The sequence below is a fragment of the Agrobacterium sp. YIC 4121 genome (assembly GCF_002008205.1).
Classification (GTDB): domain Bacteria; phylum Pseudomonadota; class Alphaproteobacteria; order Rhizobiales; family Rhizobiaceae; genus Agrobacterium; species Agrobacterium leguminum.
The window spans coordinates 248,266-272,348 of the sequence record NZ_MRDI01000016.1 but is presented as its reverse complement, the minus strand read 5'-3'; the positions used below and the strand labels follow the sequence as shown (position 1 = coordinate 272,348).

Genomic DNA, 24,083 nt, shown 5'->3' with positions numbered 1-24,083 from the left:
CGTCTTCTAAGGGCGCGGCCGTCATTCCGGCCTTGAGCCGGAATCCAGCCAGCCCAAGTCCTTGGGCTGAAAAAGACTCTTCCCGCCGCGCAGACGCGCGTCGACTGGATTCCGGCTCAAGGCCGGAATGACGGTCGTGGGGGTGCTTCTGTGAGAGAAATCATTGTGTCCTCATAGTGGGATACAGCAGCGGAGAGAGAAACATGCGGATTTTGCTGACCAATGACGACGGTATCCACGCCGAAGGTCTGGCGGTGCTGGAGCGTATCGCCCGCACGCTGTCCGACGATGTCTGGATCGTCGCGCCGGAGACCGACCAGAGCGGTCTTGCGCACTCGCTGACCCTGTCCGAACCGCTACGTCTGCGAAAAGTTTCCGACAAGCATTTCGCGCTGCGCGGCACGCCGACCGATTGCGTCATCATGGGCATTCGCGAAGTCCTGCCGGAAAAGCCCGATCTCGTGCTCTCCGGCGTCAATGCCGGCGCCAACATGGCCGATGACGTGACCTATTCCGGCACCATTGCCGGCGCCATCGAAGGCACGCTGCAGGGCGTGCGCTCCTTTGCGCTCAGCCAGGCCTTTAGCCACGTCGACGGCCGCGTCGTGCCATGGGAAGTCGCCGAGACCTATGCGCCGGACCTCTTGCGCAAGCTGATGAATGTGGAACTGCCCGATGGCACCTTCCTCAATCTGAATTTCCCAAATTGCGCGCCCAAGGATGTGCAGGGCGTTTCCGTGACCGGACAGGGCAAGCTCGATTTCGGCCTGACGGTGGAAGAACGCCAGGATGGCCGCGGTTTTCCCTATTACTGGCTGCGCTTCGGCGAGCGTCTCGGCACCTTCCGCGAAGGCACCGATATCCACGCTTTGAAACATGGCAAGATTTCCGTCACGCCGCTTAAGCTTGACCTGACGGACTACACGGTGAAGGATCGGGTTGCGCAAGCACTTGGATTCGGAGTCGCCGATTGAAATCCGCAATGGTCGAAAAGGAAGGTTTTGCCGCTCTCGTTCTCCGCTTAAGGGGCGAGGGGATTTCCGATCTCGACCTTCTGACGGCGGTCGAGCAGACGCCGCGCTCCAAATTCGTGCCGCCGCAATTTGCGGCGGACGCCTATTCCAGCCGCACGATTCCGATCGACTGCGGCGCCTTCATGGAAGGCGCCGACATGGCGGTGAAAATCCTTGCCCGGCTGCAACTGAAACCCGGCCAGCGCGTGCTGGAAATCGGCACGGGCAGCGGTTTCATGACCGCGATCATCGCTCGCCGGGTAGAGCGCGTCTTTTCGCTGGAGCGTTACAAGACGCTGGTGCAGCAGGCGCAGAACTGTCTAGACGATCTTTCCATCCGCAATGTCGTCATCCGCCAGGCGGATGGCAGCAACGGTCTGGTGGGCGAGGGCACCTTCGACCGAATCGTTTCCACCGCCGCCTTCACCACCATGCCCCGCTTCTTTGCCGAGCAGATCGTTTCGGGCGGCATGATGATCGCGCCGATCATTCTCGAAGACGAGCGTTGCGTGATGACGCGCTTCTCCAAGACTGGCAGCCGCTTCGAGAAGGAAGAGCTGTTCGAAGCGCCTTACCTGCCGCTCAGCACTCATATTGCGCGTCACTTGTGACAAAATGAAAATTTTGGAGACACTCTATTTTTGTCTCCTAATGTTCTGAATTGCCGCAACTATCTGATTTTCAATATCATTATTGTATCAACATGACGCATCCGGTTTTCGTCATGGTTATCGAAGTGTCAAAAAAGCGCTGAACGGCTTAACGTTTTAACGGCGTGGTAACACTAACGCGCTTTAATCATAAACATCGACGCATGGTTTTCCCCACCTCGGGAAATGGGCCTTGCAAGAAGTGAAATTTGTGCCGGATCGGTCTCGATGCGGCGGGTTGGCGTCAGTGTAGATCGAGTCATGCGTATGAGACATTCGTCTAAAATCGGAAAATCAGTCGCAAAAATGTTCGCAGCGGCATTGCTGGCAAGCGTCGCAACGGGCTGTAGCTCGGATGCAACGCGGTTCAGCGGCCTCTTTTCCAGTGGACCGGATCAGATGACCACGGCGTCAATTCCTGCCCGTCAGGGCGGCGGTGCTTACGGGCAGGCCCCGGTTCCGCAGGGCGACATGAATGGCGGTTACGCCTCTGCCGCACCGCAAGGCGGTTATGCCAACCAGAACATGGCGGGCAATTCCTACCCGCAATCGGGTGGTTATGGCGGCGTTCAGCCTTCCACGGCCCGCTCGGCTTCGGCCTCTCCGGTGCAGCGTTCCGAGCTGTCGGCGCCGACGGTCGTGGCAAGCCGCGATCCGTCGACCCGCAACGAAGCCATGGCCCAGCCTTTCCCGTCCGCTCAGCCCAAGGCCGCGCCGTCGCTTGCTGCGCCCGCCCGTCAGGCTGCCGCTCCCGTCACCGACAATCTGACGACCGCAACCGTCCGTTCAGACAAGAACGGCTGGCACACCGACGGCGCTTCCTCCGTGACCTTGCGTCCCGGCGAAAGCATCGCGACCCTCTCCAACCGCTACGGCGTTCCGGAAAAGGAACTGCTGCGCGTCAACGGTCTGAAGACCGCATCTTCGGCGCAGGCCGGCCAGTCGATCCTCATTCCGAAGTTCGGTCAGGTCCGCAATGCCGCCAAGGACGCGGCCGGCGATATCGCTCTCAACCGCAATGGCGACCAGCCGACACCGCTGCGTAGTCCTGAAGGGAATGTGGCCGTGCTGCCGTCGCAGGCCGCCGCCCGTGACAAGGTTTCCTCCGAAACCGGCAAGCTGACGCCTCCCGGCGGCAAGCCGCTGCCGCCCACCGGCGGCTACAAGGTTCAGCCGGGCGATAGCCTGGCGAAGATTGCCCGCGAAAACGGCGTGTCGGTCTCTGCCCTCAAGGCGGCAAACGGTCTCAGCAACGAAAGCATCCGCGTCGGCCAGACGCTCAACATGCCTGGCGCTTCGACGGATGCCATCAAGACGGCTTCCGTTCCCGCCAAGGAAGCGGCCAAGCCGGTCGAAACCGCATCCGCCAAGCCTGAGCCCTACAAGGCACCGGCTGCTGCCGCGGCTCCGACTGCACCTGCCACACCGGCCACCGCCAGTGTCAGCGACATCGAGAAAAAGGCCGACATGGCTTCCGTCGCACCGGAATCCACGGGCATCGGCAAATATCGCTGGCCGGTTCGCGGCGCGGTCATCAACAATTTCGGCGATAATGTCGAAGGCAGCCGCAACGATGGCATCAACATCTCCGTTCCGGAAGGCACGCCGATCAAGGCCGCTGAAAACGGCGTGGTCATCTATGCGGGCAACGGCCTGAAGCAGCTCGGCAACACGGTTCTTGTCCGCCATGACGACGGCAAGGTCACCGTTTACGGCAATGCCGCCAATCTCGACGTGCAGCGCGGTCAGAAGGTCCAGCGCGGCCAGACCATCGCCACATCGGGCATGACCGGCAGCGCCAAGCGTCCGCAGGTTCACTTCGAAGTTCGCAAGGATGCGACGCCGGTGAACCCCTCCAGTTTCCTTGAATAGGTATTGCGTCTCAAGGAATGATGAAGCCGGGTGAAGAGCCCGGCTTTTTCATTTTTGGGGTGGGGGATCACGGGAGGTTACGTCGGCGTTGCGGCAGGCGTTGTGGGTTTCGGTTTTACGGCACATCTCCTCCGTCATGCCGGGCCTGATCCGGCATCCAGCCGACGCGCGTCGGCGCGGCGAGAGTGTCCTTTCAGCCCAAGGACTTGGGCTGGCTGGATACCGGCTCAGGGCCGGTATGACGGAAGTGGGGAGGCGGCCTGGGCGCCGACGCCGCGCCGTTCCGACGCCTGTTTACGCCCTCACTAACCCAACCGTCTTCTCGATGAAATCGGCAATGGCGCCGGTATCGTCGAGATCGAAAACCGGCAGCGCCGTGTCTGTCACCGCATGGTCGGCGGCAATGGCGACGATATGCGGATCGAGCGGCGCAAGCGGTTCGGTCTTGGCGGCCTCCAGCCGGCGTGCTTCGATCTTCGGCACGGGCTCGTATTTGTAGCCTTCGATCAATACCAGATCGCAGGGGGCGAGGCGGGCGAGAATATCCTCGAAAGAGGGTTCCGGTTCGCCACGCAATTCATGCATGATGGCGAAGCGGGTGCCGGAAACGATGGTGACCTCGTGTGCGCCGGCCTGGCGGTGACGCCAGCTATCCGCGCCGACCTTGTCGATATCGAAATCATGATGGGCGTGCTTGATGGTGGAGACGCGGTAGCCGCGCGCCGTCAGCTCGGTGACGATACGGACCGCAAGGCCGGTCTTGCCCGAGTTCTTCCAGCCGGCGATGCCGAAGACCTTTTGTGCCGTCATGATTGCAGGTTCTCCAGATAGCTGCGCGCCAGCGCCAGTTCATCCGGCGTGTTGATGTTGAAGAACGGATCGAGGCTGCCCTTTGCCGTTTCCAGCGGCGGGAAGGCCACGCCGATGGTGACATGGCGCGCGAGATAGGCGCGGATGCGCCGGTTCGCATCGTTCTTCAGCCACGCCTCGAGATCGTCGGCCAGCGCCAGCGGCCACAGCGCAAAAACCGGGTGAAGCTGGCCGCTGGAGGCGGCGATGACGATCGCATTGTCCGACAGGTGTTCGCAAAGCCGCGCCACGAGATCGTCCGGGAAAAACGGGCTGTCGGCGGGCGCCGTCAGAAAGTGGCTCGCCGCATCCCCGCGGTGCTGGAAATGGCGCATGCCCGCCAGAATACCCGCGAGCGGCCCGGCATGGCCGTTCAGCGTATCGGGCAGGAGCGGCAGGCCGAAACCCTCCGCCCAGCCATTGGCCGCGTTGATGGTGACATCTGAGACCTGCGGCGTGATGCGGCTGATGACATGGGAGATGAGGGGCGCATCGCCCAATTGCACCATCGCCTTGTTGCTGCCCATGCGCCGCGAAAGCCCGCCGGCGAGCACGAGACCGGGTATTTCGAAAGGGGCCGTCATTCCCGCTTTTCCTGCAGCCTTACGACATAGGTGGTGAGGAGGGCGACAAGGCCGGTCGCCAGCATCACCAGAAGAAGCGGCCAGGTTCCGTCCTCCCTGGACAGGACCGAGGAGGCGAGCACCGAGAGCGCTGCGCCGCCGCCGATGGTCATCGCGCCGCCGAGGCCGGAGGCGGAACCGGCCAGATGCGGCTGGACGCTGACCATGCCGGCATTGGCGCTTGGCAGTGTCACGCCGTTGCCGACGCCGATCAAGGCGAGCGGCACGAAAAACGCATAGGCGCTTTCCGCCCCGGCGGAGATCAGCAGCATGGTCGTGGCGATGCCCGCAATGGCGATGACATTGCCCGACAGCATCATACGGGTAATGCCGATTTCGCTGGCATAACGGCCGGAGATGAAGTTGCCGAGCATGTAACCGCTGGCCATGAAGAAGAATTGCAGGCCGAGCATGGCCGGCGCAAGCCCGTAAAGCACGCTGCCGACAAAGGGCGCACCGCCGAGGAAGGAGAAGAACATGCCCGATGAGAAGGTCGAGGTCAGCGCGTAACCCCAGAACAGCGGCGAGCGCAGCAGTTCCGGCCAGGCGTGAAACTGCTGCGAAAAGCTCGCCGATTTATTGTGGTTGGTTTCGCCGAGATCGAACCAGGCGAGCACCAGAATGCCGACGCCGAGCAGGGAGAGGAGGGCGAAGCTCGACTGCCAGCCGGAAATGTCGTTAAGCAACCCGCCAACCGTCGGCCCCACCATCGGCACCACGGACATGCCCATGGTCACGTAGCCGATCATCGAGGCCGCCTGTTCCATCGGCACCATATCGCGTACGATGGCGCGCGCCAGCACGAAGCCGGAAACGACGGCCGCCTGCGCGACGCGCCCGATCATGAAGACGGTGATATTGGGCGCCAGCATGCAGACGAGCGTTGCGACGATCATGATGGCGATGCTGGCCAGCATGACCGGGCGGCGTCCGAAGAGATCGGAAAGCGGGCCGATGATGAGTTGCAGGCAGGCGGTGGCGGCAAGATAACCCGAAACGGCAAATTGCATCACCGCGTAGTCGGTCTCGAAATAAACCGCCATGGCCGCAAGCGAGGGCAGAAACACATTCATGCACAGCGCCGCAACGCCGGCGATGACGACCAGCGTGATGATGTGGGGCGGGGTGGTCCTGTCCAGAAAACGGCCGCTGTTCATGTCATTCTCCCGCCTCTTCCGTAACGGCAGCTTTCGTTACGGAAGCCGGCCGTACCGTGGTCGCGGCGGTGGGTGTGGCGGCTGCGCGCTTGGCCATCTGCGAGCGCTTGCGCAGGCTTTCGCGGTAGAAGGTATAAAGGCCGGAGCCGATGACGATCATGGCGCCGACAATGGTGTAATTGTCGATCTTTTCGTTGAAGAAGAACACGCCGATCATGAAACCCCAGAGCAGGCCGGTATAACGGAACGGCGCGACGAAGGAGATTTCGCCTGATCGCATCGACAGTATGATCGCCTGATAACCGACGAGCACCAGAATGGCCGAAGCCGCCAGATGCGATACGATCATGAAGTTCATCGGTTGCCAGCCGCCGAAGGGCACGATCAGCAGGCCGCCCACCGCCATGTTGACGAAGGCGGTGATGACGGTGATGGCGAGCGAGGGCACATCGGCATACATTTTCCGGGTCAGCAGATCGCGCGCAGCGGTGACGGCGAGCGATGCGACGACCAGAAGCGCACCCGGCGTGAAGCCTTCCGGGCCGGGCCTGATGATAACGAGCACGCCGATAAAGCCGACGATGATCGCCACCCAGCGCCGCCAGCCCACGGGCTCACGCAGAAACAGCGCCGCACCCAGCGTCACCACCAGGGGCAGGGACTGCAATATGGCCGAGGCATTGGAGAATTCGATAAGGCCGAGCGCCGTCAGATAGAGCACGGCCGCAGTCACCTCGCAGAGACAGCGCAGGATGATGATGGGGCGCATGAGGGTTTTCAGCGGCCGGAGCGCGCCGAAATGGCGGGCGGCGATATAGATCAGCACCACCGTCATGATGCCGCGGACGAACATGATCTGGCCGGTGTTGATATAGGGGGTGACGGATTTCGTCAGGGCGTCATTTGCCGTGAAGCTTGCCATGGCGAGCGCCATCAACAGGGCGCCGCGCGTATTGTCCGTCAATGCCATTCCAAAATATCCCAGACCATGCGCGGTTTTCCCGGCCGCCCTTTCGGGGCGGTTTGGGCCGCCTTTCCGGCGTGACCGCGCATTCCTCCATGTAAAGAGACGTGGCACGGCACAGCCGGCATTTCAACCGTTTATATGGGTGGGTGGACGAGAAACAGTTTCAGCCGTCGCTCAGCCGCCGGTCACGCTCATATGGCGGGAGACGGCAGGCCGGTTGTGGGTGCGGTCGATGATGAAATCATGCCCCTTCGGCTTGCGCAGAAGGGCTTCATCAATGGCGCTGGAAAGATAGGCGTCGCTGTCGGAGGCGCGCAGCGCGGTGCGCAGATCGGCGGCGTCATCCTGGCCCAGGCACATATAAAGCGTGCCGGTGCAGGTGAGGCGGACGCGGTTGCAGCTTTCGCAGAAATTATGCGTCATCGGCGTGATGAAGCCGAGCCGGCCGCCGGTTTCCTTCACCGTCACGTAACGGGCGGGACCGCCGGTCTGGTAATCGCTGTCGATGAGCGTGAAGCTCTTTTCCAGATCGGCGCGCAACTGCGAAAGCGGCAGGTAGCGGTCGGTCCGGTCTTCCTCGATCTCGCCCATCGGCATGGTTTCGATCACCGTCAGGTCCATGCCGCGACCGTGGGCGAAACGCATGAGGTCGGGCATTTCGGCGTCGTTGAAGTCCTTCAGCGCCACCGCGTTAAGCTTGACCTTGATGCCCGCGGCCTGGGCGGCGTCGAGCCCCTCCATGACACGGTCGAGATCGCCCCAGCGGGTGATGTGGCGGAATTTGTCGCGGTCGAGCGTATCGAGCGACACGTTGATGCGGCGCACGCCGCAATCGGCAAGCTCGACAGCGAATTTGGCCAGCTGTGAGCCGTTTGTCGTCAGCGTCAGCTCTTCCAGCATACCGGTTTCAATGTGGCGGCCGAGGTTCCTCACCAGCGACATGATGTTCTTGCGCACCAGCGGCTCGCCGCCGGTCAGCCTCAGCTTGCGCACGCCGCGCGTTATGAAGACGGAACAGAGCCGGTCGAGTTCTTCGAGCGTCAGAAGGTCCTTCTTCGGCAGGAAGGTCATGTGTTCGGACATGCAATAGGTGCAGCGGAAATCGCAGCGGTCGGTGACGGAAACGCGCAGATAGGTGATGGCGCGGCCGAAAGGGTCCACCATCGGTGTGCTGTTTTCCGTCAGGGTTTTCGCTTTTTCAAGCGAGCCGGAGAAACCGTTCACGTCTCCATCCTCAATGCGCCTTGCGCCGGGCACACACGCCAAATGTGTGCTCTATTAGCTGATGTAGTGGCTTGCCTATCGTGAGGCAAGTCCGTAATTCTGACGCATATGACGAGCTTGCGGAAGTGAAAAATGAGCGATGCCTGGCCGACCGAGCTGCTTGTGTCGAAAGACCGGCGCGAATTGACCGTTTCCTTCGATGATGGAAGCGTTTATCGCCTTCAGGCCGAGATGCTGCGCGTGCTTTCGCCCTCTGCCGAGGTGCAGGGCCATGGGCCGGGACAAAAGGTCACAGTGCCCGGCAAACGCGACGTTACCATCCGTTCCATGGTCGCCACCGGCAATTATGCGGTTCGCATCGTTTTCGACGATGGCCACGATAGCGGCATCTACACCTGGAAATATCTGAAGGAACTGGGTGAGACCGGGGACGCGCTGTTTGCGGATTATGAGCGGCAGCTCGCCGAAAAGGGCTTGAGCAGGGAACCGCGATACCGGTAGAGAAAACACCGAGGGAGACGCCCTCGTGAGAATGATGGCAAGGGGTTGAAGAACTGGTGCGTTTGGCAACGTTGTTGCATCCGCGCTTCGTCACCCCGGACTTGATCCGGGGTCCAGCGCGATCAAGTCCTTGATCGCGGGAGAGTCCTTTCACGGCGCAGACGCGCCGTGGCTGGATGCCGGATCAAGTCCGGCATGACGGAGGAAATGTTCTTGCGCGTTGCCGATAATCGGACGAGGGCAAAGCTCTTGTCTCACTATTTAAACGGGGTGGCGTGTGGCTGTAGAAGCGAACGGAAATGATCTGGCCCAGGTGGTCGTGTTGCTGGCGGCAGGCGTTGTCGCCGCGCCGATCTTCAAGCGCATCGGCCTCGGTTCGGTGCTCGGCTATCTGGCCGCCGGCCTGGTGATCGGGCCTTACGGTCTCGGTTTTTTCTCCGATTCGCAGGCCATTCTGCATATAGCGGAACTCGGCGTGGTGATGTTCCTGTTCATCATCGGCCTTGAAATGCAGCCGTCGCGGCTGTGGTCGATGCGGCAGGATATTTTCGGGCTGGGGGCGCTGCAGGTGCTGGTCTGCATGGCGGGCCTGACATTGATCGGTGTCGGTCTCGGCTTTCCCGTGATCATGTCCTTCGTCGCCGGTACCGGTTTCGTGCTGACATCGACGGCGATCGTCATGCAGATGCTGCAGGAGCGCAACAGCATGTCGAGCCTGAAAGGCCAGCGCATCATCGCCATCCTGCTGTTCGAGGATCTGGCCATCGTGCCGCTGCTGGCGCTTGTCGCTTTCCTCGGTTCGGGCGGCGAACATGTCACGGCGTCGGAACGCTGGGCTTCCGTCGGCATCGCGCTTGCCGCCGTCGGTGCGCTTATCCTTGCCGGGCGTTATCTTCTCAACCCGTTCTTTCGCCTGCTCGCGGCTTCCGGCGCGCGGGAGGTGATGACGGCCGCGGCGCTGCTGGTGGTGCTGGGTTCGGCGCTTCTGATGCAGGTCAGCGGCCTTTCCATGGCCATGGGCGCCTTTCTCGCCGGCGTGCTGTTGTCGGAATCCTCCTTCCGCCATCAGCTGGAGGCGGATATCGAGCCGTTTCGCGGCATTCTGCTCGGTCTGTTTTTCCTGGGCGTCGGCATGGCGATCGATCTTGCCGTCATCGCCTCCAACTGGCAGCTCGTGGTCATCAGCGTCGCAGGCTACATGCTGCTCAAGGCCTTCCTGATCTATGGCGTGGCGCGGGCGCTCGGCACCACCCGGCGCGAAAGCCTGGAACGGGCGGTGCTGATGGCGCAGGGCGGCGAATTCGCCTTCGTGCTCTATTCTGCCGCCGTCAGCGCCGGCATTCTCGACCGGGAGGCGAACGCCATACTGACGGCGACCATCATCATCTCCATGGTGCTGACGCCGCTAATGGTCATCCTGCATGACCGGCTGGTGCCGGCGGCGGTTCCCAATACCGACGATCTCGACCTGCCTGAAAATGTCGAGGGCAGCATTCTCCTCATCGGCTTCGGGCGTTTCGGCCAGATCGTCAGCCAGCCGCTTCTGGCGCGGGGCTATACGCTGTCGCTGATCGACAAGGATGCGGACTTCGTGCGCGATGCGGCGGAATTCGGTTTCAAGGTCTATTATGGCGACGGTTCGCGGGCGGAAATCCTGCATGCTGCCGGGGCGAGCACGGCGCGTGCCGTGCTTATCTGCGTCGACGACAAGGAGGCGGCCGTCAGGATCGCGGAGATCGTCAAGCACGAATTCCCGCTGGTGCCCGTTCTCGCCCGTGCTTACGACCGCGGCCATGCCATCGATCTGCTGAAGGCTGGCGTCGATTACCAGATCCGCGAAACGCTGGAATCGGCGCTGAATTTCAGCGAGGAAGTGCTTGGCGCCATGGGCGAGGAGCGGGAAGATGCCGCGCGTCTGGTGGAAGAATTCCGCGACCGCGACGAGGAACGTTTCGCCATGGAAGTCGTCGGCGGCATCTATGCCGGCCGTTCGCTGATCCGCGGCAATGCCCAGCCGGCCGATCTCGTTGCCGCCCGCACCGCCCGCGAGCGGGCCGAGCGGGAAAAGGCGGAAGCGGCAGAGGAATAGCACGCCCCGGTCTTTCGGCGGCGACAGAGGGAATTGGCAGGGATAGGACATGACGATCATTCGCACGGTTGAGGAATTGAAGGCCATCTATGACAGCACGAGCGAGGCATCGATCGCCAAGGTGACAGCCACGCTGACGGCCGAATACCGGCTGATGATCGAGACTTCGCCGTTCCTGGCGCTGGCGACGGTCGGGCCGGAAGGCATGGACTGTTCGCCGCGCGGCGACAAGGGCGGCGTGGTCCGGGTGGCCGATGAGAGGACCGTGCTTCTGCCGGACTGGCGCGGCAATAACCGTGTGGATTCGCTTCTGAACATCGTCCGCGATCCGCGCGTGGCGCTGATGTTCCTGGTACCCGGCTCGAATACGACGATGCGCATCAACGGCCGTGCTGTGGTCTCCGTCGATCTCGACCTGCTGGAAAGCTTCGAGATGGACGGCAAACATCCGCGCACCGTCATCGTGGTGACAATCGATGAAGTCTATTTCCAGTGCGCCCGGGCGCTGATGCGCTCGGAACTATGGAACCCCGATAATTTCGTCGACCCGGCCTCGCTTCCGACACCCGGTCTTCTGCTCAAGGCGGCCAAGGCGGAATTCGATCAGGAGACCTATGACCGGGAATGGGCGGCGCGGGCGGCGAAGACCATGTGGTGAGGTGCAGTAACGACGCGACCATCGGGCCGTTGAGGCAATCCTCGCAAGGCTTACGTCATTGGCGAAAGCGGAGCGTCTCACTCCGTCCCCCCGGACTGGATCCGGGGTCTAGCGCGATCAAGTCCTTGATCGCAAGAGGCTTTTCTCACGGCGCAGACGCGCCGTGACTGGATGCCGGATCAAGTCCGGCATGACGGAGGAGATAGTGGTGCACACACCACCATCCTCACGTCCGATAAATCAGCCAGTTCTTGCCGGTATAGTTCTTCTGCATGCCGTCCTCGTAATAGACGGAGCGGTTCCGGCCGGTTTCCTTGGCATGGTAGAGCGCGGTGTCGGCATGGCCGTAAAGCTCGCTCGGGTTGGTGGCCTGTGCGGCGGAAGCGAAGCCGAGTGAGATCGTTACCGTGCCGTAGTCGGCGCCCGATCTCGAATTGCGGAAGGGCGTGCTTTCCAGCGACAGGCGGATGCGCTCGCACATCACCATCACCTCTTCCGGCGTATTGCCGTCCAGAATAATGGCGAATTCCTCGCCGCCGCTTCTGGCGACAAAACCATCCTTGCGGACATTGGCGCGGATGACCGAGGCGACGGTGGCGAGAATCTTGTCGCCGACCGGATGGCCGAAAGTGTCGTTGATCCGCTTGAAATGATCGATATCGAGCAGGACGAGCGTGGTATATTGCAGGCCGATGGAGCTGTCATAGATGGATGCCAGCCGGTCGTCGAAGGCGCGCCGGTTGGACAGGCGCGTCAGCGAATCCGTATTGGCGATGCGCTTGTACTCATCCAGCTCCAGACGCACCTGATGCATTTCCTCGGCATGGCGGTTGACATCGTTGAAGGTCTTTTCGCCGTCGATGATCTTCGAGCCGGTGGCCTCGGCCAGCAGCGAAATCGCATTCCTCAGAATATTGCTGCTGGCGGCATTCTTGTCGTCGATGCGCTGACGCGTTTCGCCGAGAATCCTGTTGTAGTTTTCGATGGAGGATTGTTCGCGCCTCAGTGTGCCCAGAAGGCCCTCCAGTTCGCGTCTGAGCTTCTCATGCGCATCGTCGATGGACCGGGCGGGATTGCCTTCCCCGTAACGTGAGGACAGCTCGTCCAGATCCTCCTGCGTGACCCGGTTTCCAAGCGCTGCCAGATCCTTCGTCAGGGCAGGGTTCGAACCGATATAGGCTTCGTAAAAGAGGCTGTAGTTACGCGGGATCGGCGAAACACCCATGCTCCGCATGGCATAGGCAATCTGCCCGGCAATGTCGGGCCCCGTGGTTTTGGGCGTGGATGCCGTGTTCATCAAGAAACTCCAGTGAGTCTGCTTATCGACTATGATTATTATTATGAAGGTCGTTTTGGAAAGCTTAATTTATGGGAAACTAATTTTTGTGCCCGGAAACTTCATTTTCGTCACTTTTTATCTTATTTAATTGATAAATATAAGTAATTTTCATTCTAAAGAATTCCGGAATTTTTTCCCTCTACTATTCGCCTTGGTGACAGCATCGCATTTATTCTGTCAATCCCAATAACGGGATTCGTGTGATTTATTTTGGCACAACAATATGTAGAAATAATTCCGCGGCGGAAAGCCATGGTGGTTTTTGAATTCGTGGAAATCCCGCCTATAGGCGGTTTTTTTTATCGTTCGTGTCGGGATACAGGAATGTTACAGTCTTATCTTCGATTGCCGTGCCATGCGGCACGCGGCGGTGCCGTTTTGTGACGGCGCGGCAACCGTTCGGTAAGGTTCAGGAAGAGGCCAGTTATGCTGCCGGCCGCAGGTCCGGCCGTATCGCCTGCGTGTCAGGATCTCAGCCTGATAACCGGGCATTCCGCCCCGGCCGCCGCCGCCGGCGCGTTTGGCGGGCGCACGATCAAGCCGTCGGAATGGGCCAATATCTTCATCATCGATGAATCCTGCTTCGCATGGGCTTCCGCCACCAGCAGGCCGTTTTCGTCCGTGCTGAAACGGGCGCGCAGATAATCCTGCCGATGATCATTCGCTTTCAACGGCGTGGCGGTGCGGGCGGTCGTCGTGCGTTGCAGCGGCGCGCGGCGGGCGATGCTGCGGAGCAGCGGTTCGAGGAACAGCAGGCCGCAGACGAGGCTGGCAACCGGGTTTCCGGGCAGGCCCAGAACCTGCATGGCGCCGATGGACCCGACCATCAGCGGTTTCCCCGGACGCATGGCGATGCGCCAGAAATCGAGCTGCATGCCCTCCGCCTTCAAGGCTGCCTGCACGAGGTCGTGGTCGCCGACGGAGGCGCCGCCGAGCGTCACAAGCACATCGACCTTCGCCGCGACCGCCTTGCCGATAGCGGCGCGGATCAGCCTGTCATCATCGGCAATGATACCGAGATCGAGAACCTCGGCACCCGCCTGCCGGGCGAGGGCTGCGACGCCGAAGGTGTTGGACGCGATGATCTGGGCGGGCTGCGGCGCGCTTCCCGGCGGCAGCAACTCATCGCCGGTGGCGAGGATGGCGATGCGCGGCCTGCGATAGACGGTGAGCGCGGCATGATTCATCGCCGCGGCGAGCGTCAGGTCGGTGAAACCGAGTTCCCGCCCGACCTTCAGGGCCGCTTCGCCTTCGGTAAAATCCTGTCCGCGCGGGCGGATATGTCGCCCGGCGGTGACGTCGAAGGCGGTGCGGATTTTTCCGCCCTCCAGCACTTCGGCATCTTCCTGAATGAGAATGGTGTCCGCACCCTGCGGCACGGGCGCGCCGGTGAAGATGCGCACGGCCTGTCCTTCACCCACCATGCCGGCAAAAGCATGACCGGCGGCGGCCTGGCCGATGACGGTGAGGACCGAGCCGATGGCCGGTGCATCGGCGCTGCGCAATGCATAACCGTCCATGGCTGAGGCGTCGAAGGGGGGCTGGGTGAGGCTTGCGATGAGATCGACCGAGAGAACGCGGCCGTCGCACTCGGCGAGCGGCAGCGTTTCGGTGTCGGTGACCGTAACCGCTGCGTCCAGAAGGCGCGCGATGGCCTCATCCACGGGCAGCAGCGGCTTCATTCAGTTCTCCTGTCGCCCGAAATCACTGGCTTTGAAATCACCGGATTTGCCGCCGCTCTTTTCAAGGAGGCGGATATTGACGATCTCCATCGCCTTGTCGGCGGCCTTGGCCATGTCATAGATCGTCAGGCAGGCGATGGATACGGCGGTCAGCGCTTCCATCTCCACGCCGGTCTTGCCGGACAGTTTCACCAGCGCTTCGACCCGCAGGCCGGGCAGGGCGGCGTCTTCGGTAATATCCACCGCCACCTTTGTCAGCATCAGCGGATGGCAGAGCGGGATGAGATTTGCCGTCTGCTTGGCGGCCATGATGCCGGCGAGGCGTGCAGTGCCGATGACATCGCCCTTCTTGGCGTTGCCCTCGCGGATAAGCGCCAGCGTTTCCGGCTTCATTTTCACGAAGCCTTCGGCGACTGCAACACGGACGGTCTCGGCCTTGTCGCCGACATCGACCATATGCGCTTCGCCGCCGGCATCGATATGGGTGAGCTTTCCCGCCTCGCTCATCGGTGCATTATTCCGCTGCCAGAATGCCGGATTGGCCGGTCAGCAGCGCTTTGGTGGCCGCCGTCACATCGTCCTTGCGCATCAGGCTTTCGCCGACGAGGAAGGTACTGATGCCGCTTTTTTCGAGACGCTTACAATCCTCGAAGGTGAAGATGCCGCTCTCGCCGACCAGCAGCTTTTCCGCGGGCACGAGGCCTGCGAGCTTCTCGCTGGTTTCGAGGCTGACCTCGAAGGTGCGCAGGTTGCGGTTGTTGATGCCGAGAAGCGGCGAGGCAAGCTTCAGCGCCCGTTCCGTTTCTTCCTCATCGTGCACTTCCACCAGCACATCCATGCCGAGCGCGAAAGCCTCGTCTTCAAGGCGTTTCGCCTCGTCGTCGGAAAGCGAGGCCATGATGAGGAGAATGCAGTCCGCGCCCCAGGCGCGGGCCTCATGCACCTGATAGGTCTCGAACATGAAATCCTTGCGCAGCGCCGGCAGGGCGCAGGCATTGCGGGCGGCGGTGAGGAATTCCGGGGCGCCCTGAAAGCTTGGGCTATCCGTCAGCACCGAAAGACAGGCGGCGCCACCGGCTTCATAGGCGGCGGCCAGCGCCGGCGGATCGAAATCCGGGCGGATGAGGCCCTTGGAGGGGCTGGCCTTCTTGATTTCGGCGATCAGACCGAATTTGCCTTCGGCCTGCTTTGCCCGGAGTGCCCTGTAGAAACCGCGCGGTGCGCTCTGGTCTGCGGCCATGGCCTTCAGGTCGGCCAGCGAAACCTTCGCCTTGGCGGCGGCGATTTCCTCGCGCTTGTAAATCTCGATCTTTTTAAGAATGTCGCTCATGATCTCGCTCTCATTCCTGAACCTCGTTGGACACGGCGACCAGACGGTCGAGCGCGGCTGCGGCCTTGCCGCTGTCCAGCGCCTCGCTGACGATCGCCATCGCCTCAGACAGTGTCTCCGCATTGCCGGCGATAACCAGCGCTGCGGCCGCGTTGCACAGCGACACGTCACGATAGGCGTTGCGTTTGCCGGACAGAACCTCGCGCAGCGCCGCCGCATTGGCAATGCCGTCTCCGCCCTTCAGATCTTCCATGGAAGCAGGTTCGACACCGAAATCCTTCGGCGTCAGGTCGAAGGTGCGAATCTTGCCATTTTCCAGTGCCGCGACATGGGTAACGCCCGTGGTCGTCACCTCGTCCATGCCGTCGCCATGGACGACCCAGATGCTTTCCGAACCCAGATCGCGCAGCACTTCCGCAAGCGGCACCAGCCAGCGCGGCGAAAAGACGCCAAGCAGTTGCCGTTTGGCGCCCGCCGGGTTGGAGAGGGGGCCGAGCAGGTTGAAGATGGTGCGCGTGCCGAGTTCGACGCGGCTTGGACCGACATGGCGCATGGCCGAATGGTGAAGCTGCGCGAACATGAAACCGAGACCTGCCTCGCTGATGCAGCGGGCGATGAGTTCCGGACCGATATCGAGCTTCACGCCGAGTGCAGAGAGCGCATCCGCCGTGCCGGATTTGGAACTCAGCGCCCGGTTGCCGTGTTTGGCGACCGGCAGGCCCGTGCCGGCGACGATGATCGAGGCGAGCGTCGAGATATTATAGGTGCCGATGCCGTCACCGCCGGTGCCGACGATATCGATGGCATTGGCGGGGGCCGAAACCGGCAGCATGCGGGAACGCATGGAGGAGACGGCGCCGACGATTTCGTCCACCGTTTCCCCGCGCACGCGCAGCGCCATCAGGAAGCCGCCGATCTGCGACGGCGTGGCTTCGCCCGACATCAGAATGTCGAAAGCCGTACGCGCATCCTCGCGGTTCAGGCTTTCTCCATTGGCGACCTTGGCGATCAGCGGCTTCAGTTCGGCCATCTTGTCGCCCCCCGGGTTAGAAGCCGACCATCGCCTGATCGGCGAGGGCCTGATTGATGGTGACACCATAGTCATTCTGCAGGCGGTTGACCATCTGGTCCAGCATGTCGTCGCCGGCCGCGCGGGCAATCGCGGCGAACTGCTGGTCGTCATTGGCGAGCGCGTCGGCAGGCGCATTGGTGTCGACCGAGTTGACCTTGAAGAGGATACGGCTGGAACCGTCGGCATCGGCCGCCGTGCCCACCTTGCCCTCCGCGCCGGAGAAGACCGCCGCGATCGTCTGCTGGCCGAAAATGGCGTCTTCGCTGTTGCGGCGCAGGCCGGATTTCTGTTCGACGGCAAGGCTGAGCTCACCGGCCACGGCTTCCAGCGTGTCGCCCTTTTCGACGCGCGCCTTCAGTTCCTCGGCCTTGGCGGCAAGCGCGTTGCGCTGCTGCTCCGCCGTCCAGTCGGCCACGACATCGTCGCGAACTTCGGCAAGCGTGCGGTCGCGGGCGGCGATGATCTGGTCGACATCGAACCAGATGTAGCCTTCACGGCCGAGATTGATCGGCAGCGCTTCCGTGCCGGGTTCGGTCTTGAAGACCTCCCGCGCGAGCTGCGGGGAGGGCAGGCCCTGAACCGAATCGCCCTTTTCATCGAGGCCGGAAGCGTCGATGGCGGCGATGGTGACGGGTTTCAGGTTCAACTGCGTTGCCGCATCGGCGAGCGAAGAACCGCCGGCGCGCAGATCCTCGTAACGGTCGTGAACATTGGTGATTTCTTCCGCAGCGGCGGCGGTGGCGAGGTCCTTGCGGATATCTTCCTTCGCCTCTTCCAGCGTGCGGGTCGTTTCCGGCTTGATGCCGGTGACGCGCAGGAGAACCGGGCCGAAGGAACCCTGGACCACCGGCGATACGCCGCCATTCTTCTGGATGGCGAAAGCGGCGTCGGCAATCGACTGGTCGGGGATGGTATCCCTGGTGAATTCGCCGAGCGTGACGTCGGAAGCGGTCTTGCCCTGATCCTTCACCACCTGGTCATAGGTGGTGTTGCCGAGGCGGATCTGCTCGGCGGCGGCCTCTGCCATTTCCTTTTCGGGGAAGGTCAGCTGCTCAACCGTGCGACGGCCGGCGGTGCGGAAGCTGTCCTTGTGGCTGTTATAATAATCGGCGATCTGGGCGTCGGTGACGGCGGCCTGATCGGCGATATCGGACGGCTCAAGCTTCACATAGGTGAACTTGCGGAACTCGGGCGCGCGATATTTCGTCTTGTTGGTTTCGAACCAGGGGGCAAGCACGTCGTCGCCCGGCGCCTTGACCGGCGGAATGACGGCGTTCGAAAGAATGACGTAATCCACGGCGCGCTGCTCGTTGCGATATTGCTTCAGCGCATCCACCAGCACCTGCGGCGCGGCAAAACCGTCGGAAACGGCTTCGACGATCTGGCTGCGGACGGCGACCTTACTGCGTTCCTTGATATAGTCATCCTCGCGGAAACCGGAATTGCGCAGGCGCTCGCTGAAGAGATTGCGGTCGAACTGGCCGTTGACCGCCTTGAAGGCCGGGTCTTCGGCGATGAGATTGGCGAGGCGGTTTTCCGAAAGGCCGAGATTCATCTTCGAGGCCAGCTCGTCAAGCGCTGCACCGGCCGCAAGCTGGCTGAACACCTGACGGTCGATGCCGAATGCCTTGGCCTGCTCGGTCGTCAGCCTTGTGCCGAACTGGCGGCTGAGATCGGAAATCTGGCGCTGATAGGCGAGGCGGAATTCCTCCGGGCTGACCGTCTGGTCGCCCACCGTCATGACGGCGTGGGAATTGGCGGTGACAAGCGATGCGGAAACGCCCCAGATGCCAAAAGAGACAACAAGCAGGAGAAGCAGCAGCTTGGCTGCCATGGTTCGAGAAGCATTTCTCAGGGAATCGAGCATCGTTATGCAAACCTCACAGGAACGTCGTCGCGGTCGCCGGCTCTCCGGCCCGCAACGTATCGGCGTTCCTTAAATCAATCCAAAAGGAAATTGAAGGGAATTTGCCTTGGAAAAACGGGGTTTTGAAAACGCTTGTGTGATTGGAGGCGGGATTTTCCGCCATCGTCTTCGCCGCCTTGCCCCGGCGAAGCGCAAAATAAAACCGCCCGGAAGGTCCAGGCGGTTGAAAAGAATCACTTTTAAGCGGCCGTCTGCCCGGCCCGTCGCGCTCAGAAGGCGCGGTCGCGCCGGATCATCGCCTTGAATTCCTCGTCTTCACGTCGCATTTCGGCGACCACGGAGATCATCGATGTCACGAACATAACGCTGATCAGGGCAAGAAGCATTGTCAGAAATGTGAACATGATATCGTCTCCGGGAGTTTCGAGAAAATTCTCTCCGTTATCAGTAGTAATTCATATACTGATAACGGGCGGTCAGCTGCGGATAGTCCGGGCCCAGTTTTTCAGGCTTCTGTTCATAAAGGCTAAACGTCGTTGCTACCATTGCGATAACCAGTACTGTCCAGGCGGTGCTGATGACGCTGATTTTCGCCGAAGTAGACTGTTTTTCTCTTACAAACATCTGTCCGTTCCTTTGGTTCTTTCTTAACGCGCCATGTCCAAACATGTTCCGCGTCAACCGTAAAAATCGATTAGCATCGCGCCTGTGAAACTTCCTTGAATGGTTCGTTCATCTGGCGTTCAGGAAACTGGCTAAGGCCGTCATTCGAGAAAAATATACTCGGCAGCGAATGAAGCGATGATCGAAAGGACGATCATGAAGGCCAGCATTTTCATTTCTCCGGATGCTTAACGAGTGAGGGGCGTTTCGGTTTCCCGATGCTGTGCATTTAAACAAAATAGCTGTGAAACCGCACTGAACGGCCCATTCATCCGCGGTTCACGCCGCAGCCACGCTTGTGAGGGGTTGGTTATAAAGTCTTGCGCCGCGTGCCTCTCCATGACAAAAGGCGGCACATATGCTGAAGCGTCGAGACGCGCCCACCATCTGAGAGCGATATGACGATTGCCTTTTATCCAGGATCCTTCGATCCGATGACTAACGGACATCTGGATGTGCTTATTCAGGCGCTGAACGTGGCGTCGAAAGTCATCGTTGCGGTCGGCATTCATCCCGGAAAAGCGCCGCTGTTCAGCTTCGAGGAGCGGGCAGGGCTGATAAAGCGGGCGCTTGCCGAACATCTGCCGGGCGAAGCGGCGCGCATGGAAGTCGTCTCCTTCGATAATCTCGTCGTCGATGCCGCCCGCCAGCACGGTGCGCGCCTTCTGCTACGCGGCCTGCGCGACGGCACCGATCTCGATTATGAAATGCAGATGGCCGGGATGAACCGCCAGATGGCGCCCGATATCCAGACCGTATTCCTGCCCGCCGGCACCTCGTCGCGACCCATCACAGCCACATTGGTCCGGCAGATCGCCGCCATGGGCGGCAATGTCGACGCCTTCGTGCCGAAAGCCGTGCTTGAAGCCCTCAACGCCAAGCTGAAGCGCTAACTTCAGCCTCACATTCTGGAGCCAATCCGATGAAACTCGTTCGATTTGCCTTTGCCGGCGCCATGTTTGCAGGCGCTCTCGCCGCCAGCACCTTCGCTTCCGCCGCCGAACTCCTGACCGTGCAGTTGAAGGACGGCCCCGTTGTCATCGAACTGATGCCGGATGTCGCGCCCAAGCACGTGGCGCAGATCGAGGCGCTGGCCAAGAAGGGCGCTTATGACAATGTGGCCTTCCATCGCGTCATCGATGGCTTCATGGCGCAGACCGGCGACGTGCAGTATGGCAATATGGAGAAGGGCTTCAGCGCCCAGCGTGCGGGCACCGGCGGTTCCGACCTGCCGGATATTCCGGCCGAATTCTCCAAGGTTCCGTTCACGCGCGGCGTGGTCGGCATGGCCCGCTCGCAGGATCCGAATTCCGCCAATTCGCAGTTCTTCATCATGTTTGCCGACGGTCCGTTCCTGAACGGCCAGTATACCGTGGTCGGCAAGGTCGTGTCCGGCATGGAAGCCGTGGACAAGATCAAGCGCGGGCAGGGCAGCAACGGCGAAGTTTCCAACCCCGACCGGATGATCAAGGTCACCGTCGGCAAGAAGTAAGGTAGGGCAATAGAGCCCGAACAGAGGAGAATAGTCATGGCCGAGATTAAGGATCCGGAAAACACCATCATCATGGAAACGACGACCGGCAAGGTCGTGATCCAGCTGCTTCCGGAAGTTGCGCCTGGTCACGTTGCCCGCATCAAGGAACTCGTCTCGGAAGGCGCTTACGATGGCGTCGTTTTCCACCGCGTCATCGAAGACTTCATGGCCCAGACGGGCGACGTGAAGTTCGGCAAGAAGGGTTCGGAAAGCTTCAACCCGGCACGCGCCGGCATGGGCGGCTCCGACAAGCCGGACCTGAAGGCCGAGTTCTCCGCCATTCCGCACGTGCGCGGCACCTGCTCCATGGCCCGTTCGCAGAACCCGAACTCCGCCAACTCGCAGTTCTTCATCTGCTTCACGGATTCTCCGTGGCTCAACAAGCAGTACACCGTCTGGGGCCAGGTCATCGAAGGCATGGAGGCCATCGACAAGATCAAGCGCGGCGAGCCGGTGAAGGACCCCGATTCGATCGTTTCCATCAAGCTCGCTTCTGCGGCCTGAGGATAGCGTATAAAGTGTTTACCCGCTCCGCAGGAAACTGCGGGGCGTTTCACATTGATGACAAGGGTGCCAACCTCTCCGTCGTCATCCTCGGGCTTGTCCCGAGGATCTAACGATCCCCGACGGCTACGTGGTTAGATCCTCGGGACAAGCCCGAGGATGACGTCTCGTTAGACGAAGCCTTGTCACTACCCACCACCCGCCCCATTGAGGGCGGGTTTTGATATTTTCGAGAGCCCTTGCAATGCGTGTAGACCTGTTCGATTTCGATCTGCCCGAGGAGAATATCGCTCTGCGCCCGGCGAACCCGCGCGATAGCGCGCGCCTGTTGGTGGTCGATCCGAATGAGAACCGCATGGAAGACCATCGCGTCTTCGATCTGCCGTCCTTCCTGAAGGCTGGCGATGCGCTGGTGTTCAACGACACCCGCGTCATTCCCGCCCAGCTGGAAGGTGTGCGGCTGCGCGAAGGCGCGCCGGAGACGGCGGTTTCGGCCACGCTGCACATGCGCGCCGATCAATCCCGCTGGAAAGCCTTTGCGCGTCCCGGCAAGCGCATCAAGCAGGGCGACCGCATCCGTTTCGGTTACGAGCGCGACAATGCCTGCGGCCTTGCCCATCTGGAAGCCACCGTGGAGGAGAAGGGCGAGGAGGGCGAGATCACGCTGCTGTTCGACGTTTCCGGCCCGGTGCTGGATGAGGCGATTGCCTCCGTCGGCCATATTCCACTGCCGCCCTATATCGCGGCCAAACGGCCGGAGGATGCGCAGGACCAGACCGATTACCAGACCATCTATGCCCGCGAAAAGGGAGCCGTTGCCGCCCCCACCGCCGGGCTGCATTTCACGCCCGATCTGTTTGCCGCGCTGGACAGGGTGGGCATCGAGCGGCATTTCGTGACGCTTCACGTTGGGGCAGGCACTTTCCTTCCGGTGAAGTCCGACGATACCGACGATCACAAGATGCATTTCGAGATCGGCCATGTGTCTCAGGAAACCGCCGACCGGCTGAATGCGGTAAAGGCGCGCGGCGGACGTATCGTCTGTGTCGGCACGACATCGCTGCGCCTGATCGAAAGTGCGGCCGATGAGAATGGCGTTATCCACCCATGGTCCGACGCCACCGGCATCTTCATCACGCCGGGATACCGCTTCCGCGCGGTCGATATTCTGATGACGAATTTCCACCTGCCGAAATCGACGCTGTTCATGCTCGTTTCGGCTTTCTGCGGTCTCGAAACGATGCGTGACGCTTACAGGCACGCCATCGAAACCGGATACCGCTTCTATTCCTATGGCGATTCCAGCCTGTTGTTCCGGAAAAACTGATGCACGACAAATTCACCTTCACCCTGAAAGCCACGAGCGGCGGCGCACGCCTCGGCGAAGTCGCCATGCCGCGCGGTGTCATCCGCACGCCCGCCTTCATGCCGGTCGGCACCGTCGGCACCGTCAAGGCCATGTATCTCGATCAGGTGCGGGAGCTTGGGGCCGATATCATTCTCGGCAATACCTATCACCTGATGCTGCGGCCGGGTCCGGAGCGAGTTGCCCGCCTTGGCGGCCTGCATGAGTTGATCCGCTGGCCGCATCCGATCCTCACCGATAGCGGCGGTTTTCAGGTGATGTCGCTTTCCGGCCTGCGCAAGCTCGACGAGAAGGGCGTGACCTTCAAGAGCCATGTGGACGGTTCGCTGCACCACATGTCGCCGGAACGCTCGATTGAAATTCAGGGCATGCTCGATTCGGATATCCAGATGCAGCTCGATGAATGCATCGCGCTGCCGGCCGAACGCAAGGAAATCGAGCGCGCCATGGAAATGTCGCTGCGCTGGGCCGAGCGCTGCCGCGTCGCCTTTGGCGAGCAGCCCGGCAAGGCCATGTTTGGCATCGTGCAGGGCGGCGACCAGCCGGACCTGCGCGTCCGTTCCGCAGAGGGCCTCAAGCAGCTCGATCTCAAGGGGTATGCGGTCGGCGGCCTTGCCGTCGGCGAGCCGCAGGATGTGATGCTCGGCATGCTCGATATCACCCTGCCGGTGCTGCCCACCGAAAAGCCGCGTTACCTGATGGGCGTCGGCACGCCCGACGACATCCTGAAATCGGTGGCGCGCGGCATCGACATGTTCGACTGCGTGATGCCGACCCGTTCCGGCCGTCACGGGCTTGCCTTTACCCGTCGTGGCAAGGTCAATATCCGCAATGCCCGCCATGCCGAGGATATGCGCCCGCTGGACGAGCAGTCCAATTGCCCGGCCTCGCGCGATTATTCCCGCGCCTATCTGCACCATCTCACCCGCGCCAATGAGGCGCTGGGCGGCATGCTGCTCTCCTGGCACAATCTTGCCTATTATCAGGAGCTGATGCAGGGTATCCGCAAGTCTATCGAGGAAGGCCGTTTCGCCGATTTTTATGCGGAAACTATCGAAATGTGGGCGCGGGGCGATATAGACCCCATCTGACGCTTCCCGACTTTTTCTCCTGTTTCGGACGC

General features: G+C 61.3%; 24 protein-coding genes. 11 read left to right on the top strand and 13 right to left on the bottom strand.

Features of this window, described 5'->3' with window-relative positions:
- Nucleotides 1-203 precede the first annotated feature (203 nt).
- The 3 genes from surE to BTE54_RS15875 all read left to right on the top strand — a co-directional run bounded on the left by surE (nucleotide 204) and on the right by BTE54_RS15875 (nucleotide 3,535).
- The gene (gene surE, locus BTE54_RS15885; protein ID WP_065655992.1) at nucleotides 204-974 is read left to right on the top strand and encodes a 5'/3'-nucleotidase SurE; all 771 of its coding nucleotides are present in this window, start codon (nucleotides 204-206) and stop codon (nucleotides 972-974) included.
- The gene (locus BTE54_RS15880; protein WP_003522731.1) at nucleotides 971-1,624 is read left to right on the top strand and encodes a protein-L-isoaspartate(D-aspartate) O-methyltransferase; all 654 of its coding nucleotides are present in this window, start codon (nucleotides 971-973) and stop codon (nucleotides 1,622-1,624) included. The genes surE and BTE54_RS15880 overlap by 4 nt, the downstream gene beginning before the upstream one ends.
- 345 nt (nucleotides 1,625-1,969) lie before the next feature.
- Complete coding sequence (locus BTE54_RS15875) at nucleotides 1,970-3,535, top strand: LysM peptidoglycan-binding domain-containing M23 family metallopeptidase (protein ID WP_198939161.1); 1,566 nt, start codon at nucleotides 1,970-1,972, stop codon at nucleotides 3,533-3,535.
- A 294-nt stretch (nucleotides 3,536-3,829) separates the two neighbouring features.
- Here the strand turns inward: BTE54_RS15875 and mobB are convergent, their stop codons facing one another.
- The 5 genes from mobB to moaA all read right to left on the bottom strand — a co-directional run bounded on the left by mobB (nucleotide 3,830) and on the right by moaA (nucleotide 8,355).
- Nucleotides 3,830-4,345 (bottom strand): molybdopterin-guanine dinucleotide biosynthesis protein B, encoded by a 516-nt coding sequence (gene mobB, locus BTE54_RS15865; RefSeq protein WP_078053078.1) that lies wholly within the window; start codon nucleotides 4,343-4,345, stop codon nucleotides 3,830-3,832.
- A complete protein-coding gene (mobA, locus tag BTE54_RS15860) occupies nucleotides 4,342-4,968 on the bottom strand; it encodes a molybdenum cofactor guanylyltransferase MobA (protein WP_078053077.1) in 627 nt (208 codons plus the stop codon). The genes mobB and mobA overlap by 4 nt, the downstream gene beginning before the upstream one ends.
- A complete protein-coding gene (locus BTE54_RS15855; protein WP_078053076.1) occupies nucleotides 4,965-6,164 on the bottom strand; it encodes a multidrug effflux MFS transporter in 1,200 nt (399 codons plus the stop codon). The genes mobA and BTE54_RS15855 overlap by 4 nt, the downstream gene beginning before the upstream one ends.
- Nucleotide 6,165: 1 nt before the next feature.
- The gene (locus tag BTE54_RS15850; protein ID WP_078053075.1) at nucleotides 6,166-7,134 is read right to left on the bottom strand and encodes a DMT family transporter; all 969 of its coding nucleotides are present in this window, start codon (nucleotides 7,132-7,134) and stop codon (nucleotides 6,166-6,168) included.
- A 171-nt stretch (nucleotides 7,135-7,305) separates the two neighbouring features.
- Nucleotides 7,306-8,355 carry a GTP 3',8-cyclase MoaA gene (gene moaA, locus BTE54_RS15845; protein ID WP_078053074.1) on the bottom strand — a complete coding sequence of 350 codons (1,050 nt, stop codon included), beginning with the start codon at nucleotides 8,353-8,355 and terminating at the stop codon, nucleotides 7,306-7,308.
- 132 nt (nucleotides 8,356-8,487) lie between these two features.
- Between moaA and BTE54_RS15840 the strand changes: the two genes are divergently transcribed.
- The 3 genes from BTE54_RS15840 to BTE54_RS15830 all read left to right on the top strand — a co-directional run bounded on the left by BTE54_RS15840 (nucleotide 8,488) and on the right by BTE54_RS15830 (nucleotide 11,603).
- Complete coding sequence (locus tag BTE54_RS15840) at nucleotides 8,488-8,856, top strand: DUF971 domain-containing protein (protein ID WP_003522738.1); 369 nt, start codon at nucleotides 8,488-8,490, stop codon at nucleotides 8,854-8,856.
- Nucleotides 8,857-9,133: 277 nt separating this feature from the next.
- Nucleotides 9,134-10,945: a monovalent cation:proton antiporter-2 (CPA2) family protein gene (locus BTE54_RS15835; RefSeq protein ID WP_078053073.1), complete on the top strand. Its 1,812-nt coding sequence runs from the start codon at nucleotides 9,134-9,136 to the stop codon at nucleotides 10,943-10,945.
- Nucleotides 10,946-10,994: 49 nt separating this feature from the next.
- Nucleotides 10,995-11,603 (top strand): pyridoxamine 5'-phosphate oxidase family protein, encoded by a 609-nt coding sequence (locus BTE54_RS15830; protein WP_065655984.1) that lies wholly within the window; start codon nucleotides 10,995-10,997, stop codon nucleotides 11,601-11,603.
- Nucleotides 11,604-11,829: 226 nt separating this feature from the next.
- Here BTE54_RS15830 and BTE54_RS15825 read toward each other — a convergent pair whose 3' ends face one another.
- The 8 genes from BTE54_RS15825 to BTE54_RS15790 all read right to left on the bottom strand — a co-directional run bounded on the left by BTE54_RS15825 (nucleotide 11,830) and on the right by BTE54_RS15790 (nucleotide 19,517).
- A complete protein-coding gene (locus tag BTE54_RS15825) occupies nucleotides 11,830-12,900 on the bottom strand; it encodes a GGDEF domain-containing protein (RefSeq protein ID WP_078053072.1) in 1,071 nt (356 codons plus the stop codon).
- A 506-nt stretch (nucleotides 12,901-13,406) separates the two neighbouring features.
- Nucleotides 13,407-14,624 carry a gephyrin-like molybdotransferase Glp gene (gene glp, locus BTE54_RS15820; RefSeq protein ID WP_078053071.1) on the bottom strand — a complete coding sequence of 406 codons (1,218 nt, stop codon included), beginning with the start codon at nucleotides 14,622-14,624 and terminating at the stop codon, nucleotides 13,407-13,409.
- Entirely contained in the window at nucleotides 14,625-15,131 is a 507-nt protein-coding gene (gene moaC, locus BTE54_RS15815; RefSeq protein WP_078053070.1) for a cyclic pyranopterin monophosphate synthase MoaC, read from the bottom strand. It lies immediately after the preceding gene.
- Nucleotides 15,132-15,138: 7 nt separating this feature from the next.
- Entirely contained in the window at nucleotides 15,139-15,954 is an 816-nt protein-coding gene (gene trpC, locus BTE54_RS15810; protein WP_065655980.1) for an indole-3-glycerol phosphate synthase TrpC, read from the bottom strand.
- Nucleotides 15,955-15,964: 10 nt separating this feature from the next.
- On the bottom strand, nucleotides 15,965-16,984 hold the full coding sequence (gene trpD / locus BTE54_RS15805; protein WP_078053069.1) for an anthranilate phosphoribosyltransferase: 1,020 nt from the start codon (nucleotides 16,982-16,984) through the stop codon (nucleotides 15,965-15,967).
- A 16-nt stretch (nucleotides 16,985-17,000) separates the two neighbouring features.
- On the bottom strand, nucleotides 17,001-18,893 hold the full coding sequence (locus tag BTE54_RS15800; RefSeq protein WP_078053068.1) for a peptidylprolyl isomerase: 1,893 nt from the start codon (nucleotides 18,891-18,893) through the stop codon (nucleotides 17,001-17,003).
- 269 nt (nucleotides 18,894-19,162) lie between these two features.
- The gene (locus tag BTE54_RS25435; RefSeq protein ID WP_256387174.1) at nucleotides 19,163-19,297 is read right to left on the bottom strand and encodes a hypothetical protein; all 135 of its coding nucleotides are present in this window, start codon (nucleotides 19,295-19,297) and stop codon (nucleotides 19,163-19,165) included.
- Nucleotides 19,298-19,337: 40 nt separating this feature from the next.
- Nucleotides 19,338-19,517 (bottom strand): hypothetical protein, encoded by a 180-nt coding sequence (locus BTE54_RS15790; RefSeq protein WP_004442101.1) that lies wholly within the window; start codon nucleotides 19,515-19,517, stop codon nucleotides 19,338-19,340.
- A 437-nt stretch (nucleotides 19,518-19,954) separates the two neighbouring features.
- Between BTE54_RS15790 and coaD the strand changes: the two genes are divergently transcribed.
- The 5 genes from coaD to tgt all read left to right on the top strand — a co-directional run bounded on the left by coaD (nucleotide 19,955) and on the right by tgt (nucleotide 24,051).
- Nucleotides 19,955-20,449, top strand: coding sequence for a pantetheine-phosphate adenylyltransferase (coaD, locus tag BTE54_RS15780; protein ID WP_059760169.1), 495 nt, complete (start codon nucleotides 19,955-19,957; stop codon nucleotides 20,447-20,449).
- Nucleotides 20,450-20,478: 29 nt separating this feature from the next.
- A complete protein-coding gene (locus BTE54_RS15775) occupies nucleotides 20,479-21,048 on the top strand; it encodes a peptidylprolyl isomerase (protein ID WP_004442095.1) in 570 nt (189 codons plus the stop codon).
- 36 nt (nucleotides 21,049-21,084) lie between these two features.
- Nucleotides 21,085-21,594 (top strand): peptidylprolyl isomerase, encoded by a 510-nt coding sequence (locus BTE54_RS15770; RefSeq protein ID WP_065655977.1) that lies wholly within the window; start codon nucleotides 21,085-21,087, stop codon nucleotides 21,592-21,594.
- Nucleotides 21,595-21,838: 244 nt separating this feature from the next.
- Nucleotides 21,839-22,921 (top strand): tRNA preQ1(34) S-adenosylmethionine ribosyltransferase-isomerase QueA, encoded by a 1,083-nt coding sequence (gene queA / locus BTE54_RS15765; protein ID WP_078053066.1) that lies wholly within the window; start codon nucleotides 21,839-21,841, stop codon nucleotides 22,919-22,921.
- On the top strand, nucleotides 22,921-24,051 hold the full coding sequence (gene tgt / locus BTE54_RS15760) for a tRNA guanosine(34) transglycosylase Tgt (protein WP_078053065.1): 1,131 nt from the start codon (nucleotides 22,921-22,923) through the stop codon (nucleotides 24,049-24,051). Before queA ends, tgt begins: the two co-directional genes overlap by 1 nt.
- The last annotated feature ends 32 nt before the right edge of the window (nucleotides 24,052-24,083 follow it).

Coding starts and splice junctions, on each gene's coding strand:
- BTE54_RS15850 (WP_078053075.1), bottom strand. CDS start 7,134: ATGGCATTGACGGACAATACGCGCGGCGCCCTGTTGATGGCGCTCGCC.
- BTE54_RS15770 (WP_065655977.1), top strand. CDS start 21,085: ATGGCCGAGATTAAGGATCCGGAAAACACCATCATCATGGAAACGACG.
- BTE54_RS15840 (WP_003522738.1), top strand. CDS start 8,488: ATGAGCGATGCCTGGCCGACCGAGCTGCTTGTGTCGAAAGACCGGCGC.
- trpC (WP_065655980.1), bottom strand. CDS start 15,954: ATGAGCGACATTCTTAAAAAGATCGAGATTTACAAGCGCGAGGAAATC.
- moaC (WP_078053070.1), bottom strand. CDS start 15,131: ATGAGCGAGGCGGGAAAGCTCACCCATATCGATGCCGGCGGCGAAGCG.
- queA (WP_078053066.1), top strand. CDS start 21,839: ATGCGTGTAGACCTGTTCGATTTCGATCTGCCCGAGGAGAATATCGCT.
- coaD (WP_059760169.1), top strand. CDS start 19,955: ATGACGATTGCCTTTTATCCAGGATCCTTCGATCCGATGACTAACGGA.
- BTE54_RS15855 (WP_078053076.1), bottom strand. CDS start 6,164: ATGAACAGCGGCCGTTTTCTGGACAGGACCACCCCGCCCCACATCATC.
- BTE54_RS25435 (WP_256387174.1), bottom strand. CDS start 19,297: ATGTTCACATTTCTGACAATGCTTCTTGCCCTGATCAGCGTTATGTTC.
- BTE54_RS15825 (WP_078053072.1), bottom strand. CDS start 12,900: ATGAACACGGCATCCACGCCCAAAACCACGGGGCCCGACATTGCCGGG.
- mobB (WP_078053078.1), bottom strand. CDS start 4,345: ATGACGGCACAAAAGGTCTTCGGCATCGCCGGCTGGAAGAACTCGGGC.
- BTE54_RS15830 (WP_065655984.1), top strand. CDS start 10,995: ATGACGATCATTCGCACGGTTGAGGAATTGAAGGCCATCTATGACAGC.
- BTE54_RS15875 (WP_198939161.1), top strand. CDS start 1,970: ATGTTCGCAGCGGCATTGCTGGCAAGCGTCGCAACGGGCTGTAGCTCG.
- BTE54_RS15775 (WP_004442095.1), top strand. CDS start 20,479: ATGAAACTCGTTCGATTTGCCTTTGCCGGCGCCATGTTTGCAGGCGCT.
- BTE54_RS15790 (WP_004442101.1), bottom strand. CDS start 19,517: ATGTTTGTAAGAGAAAAACAGTCTACTTCGGCGAAAATCAGCGTCATC.
- glp (WP_078053071.1), bottom strand. CDS start 14,624: ATGAAGCCGCTGCTGCCCGTGGATGAGGCCATCGCGCGCCTTCTGGAC.
- tgt (WP_078053065.1), top strand. CDS start 22,921: ATGCACGACAAATTCACCTTCACCCTGAAAGCCACGAGCGGCGGCGCA.
- mobA (WP_078053077.1), bottom strand. CDS start 4,968: ATGACGGCCCCTTTCGAAATACCCGGTCTCGTGCTCGCCGGCGGGCTT.
- BTE54_RS15800 (WP_078053068.1), bottom strand. CDS start 18,893: ATGCTCGATTCCCTGAGAAATGCTTCTCGAACCATGGCAGCCAAGCTG.
- trpD (WP_078053069.1), bottom strand. CDS start 16,984: ATGGCCGAACTGAAGCCGCTGATCGCCAAGGTCGCCAATGGAGAAAGC.
- surE (WP_065655992.1), top strand. CDS start 204: ATGCGGATTTTGCTGACCAATGACGACGGTATCCACGCCGAAGGTCTG.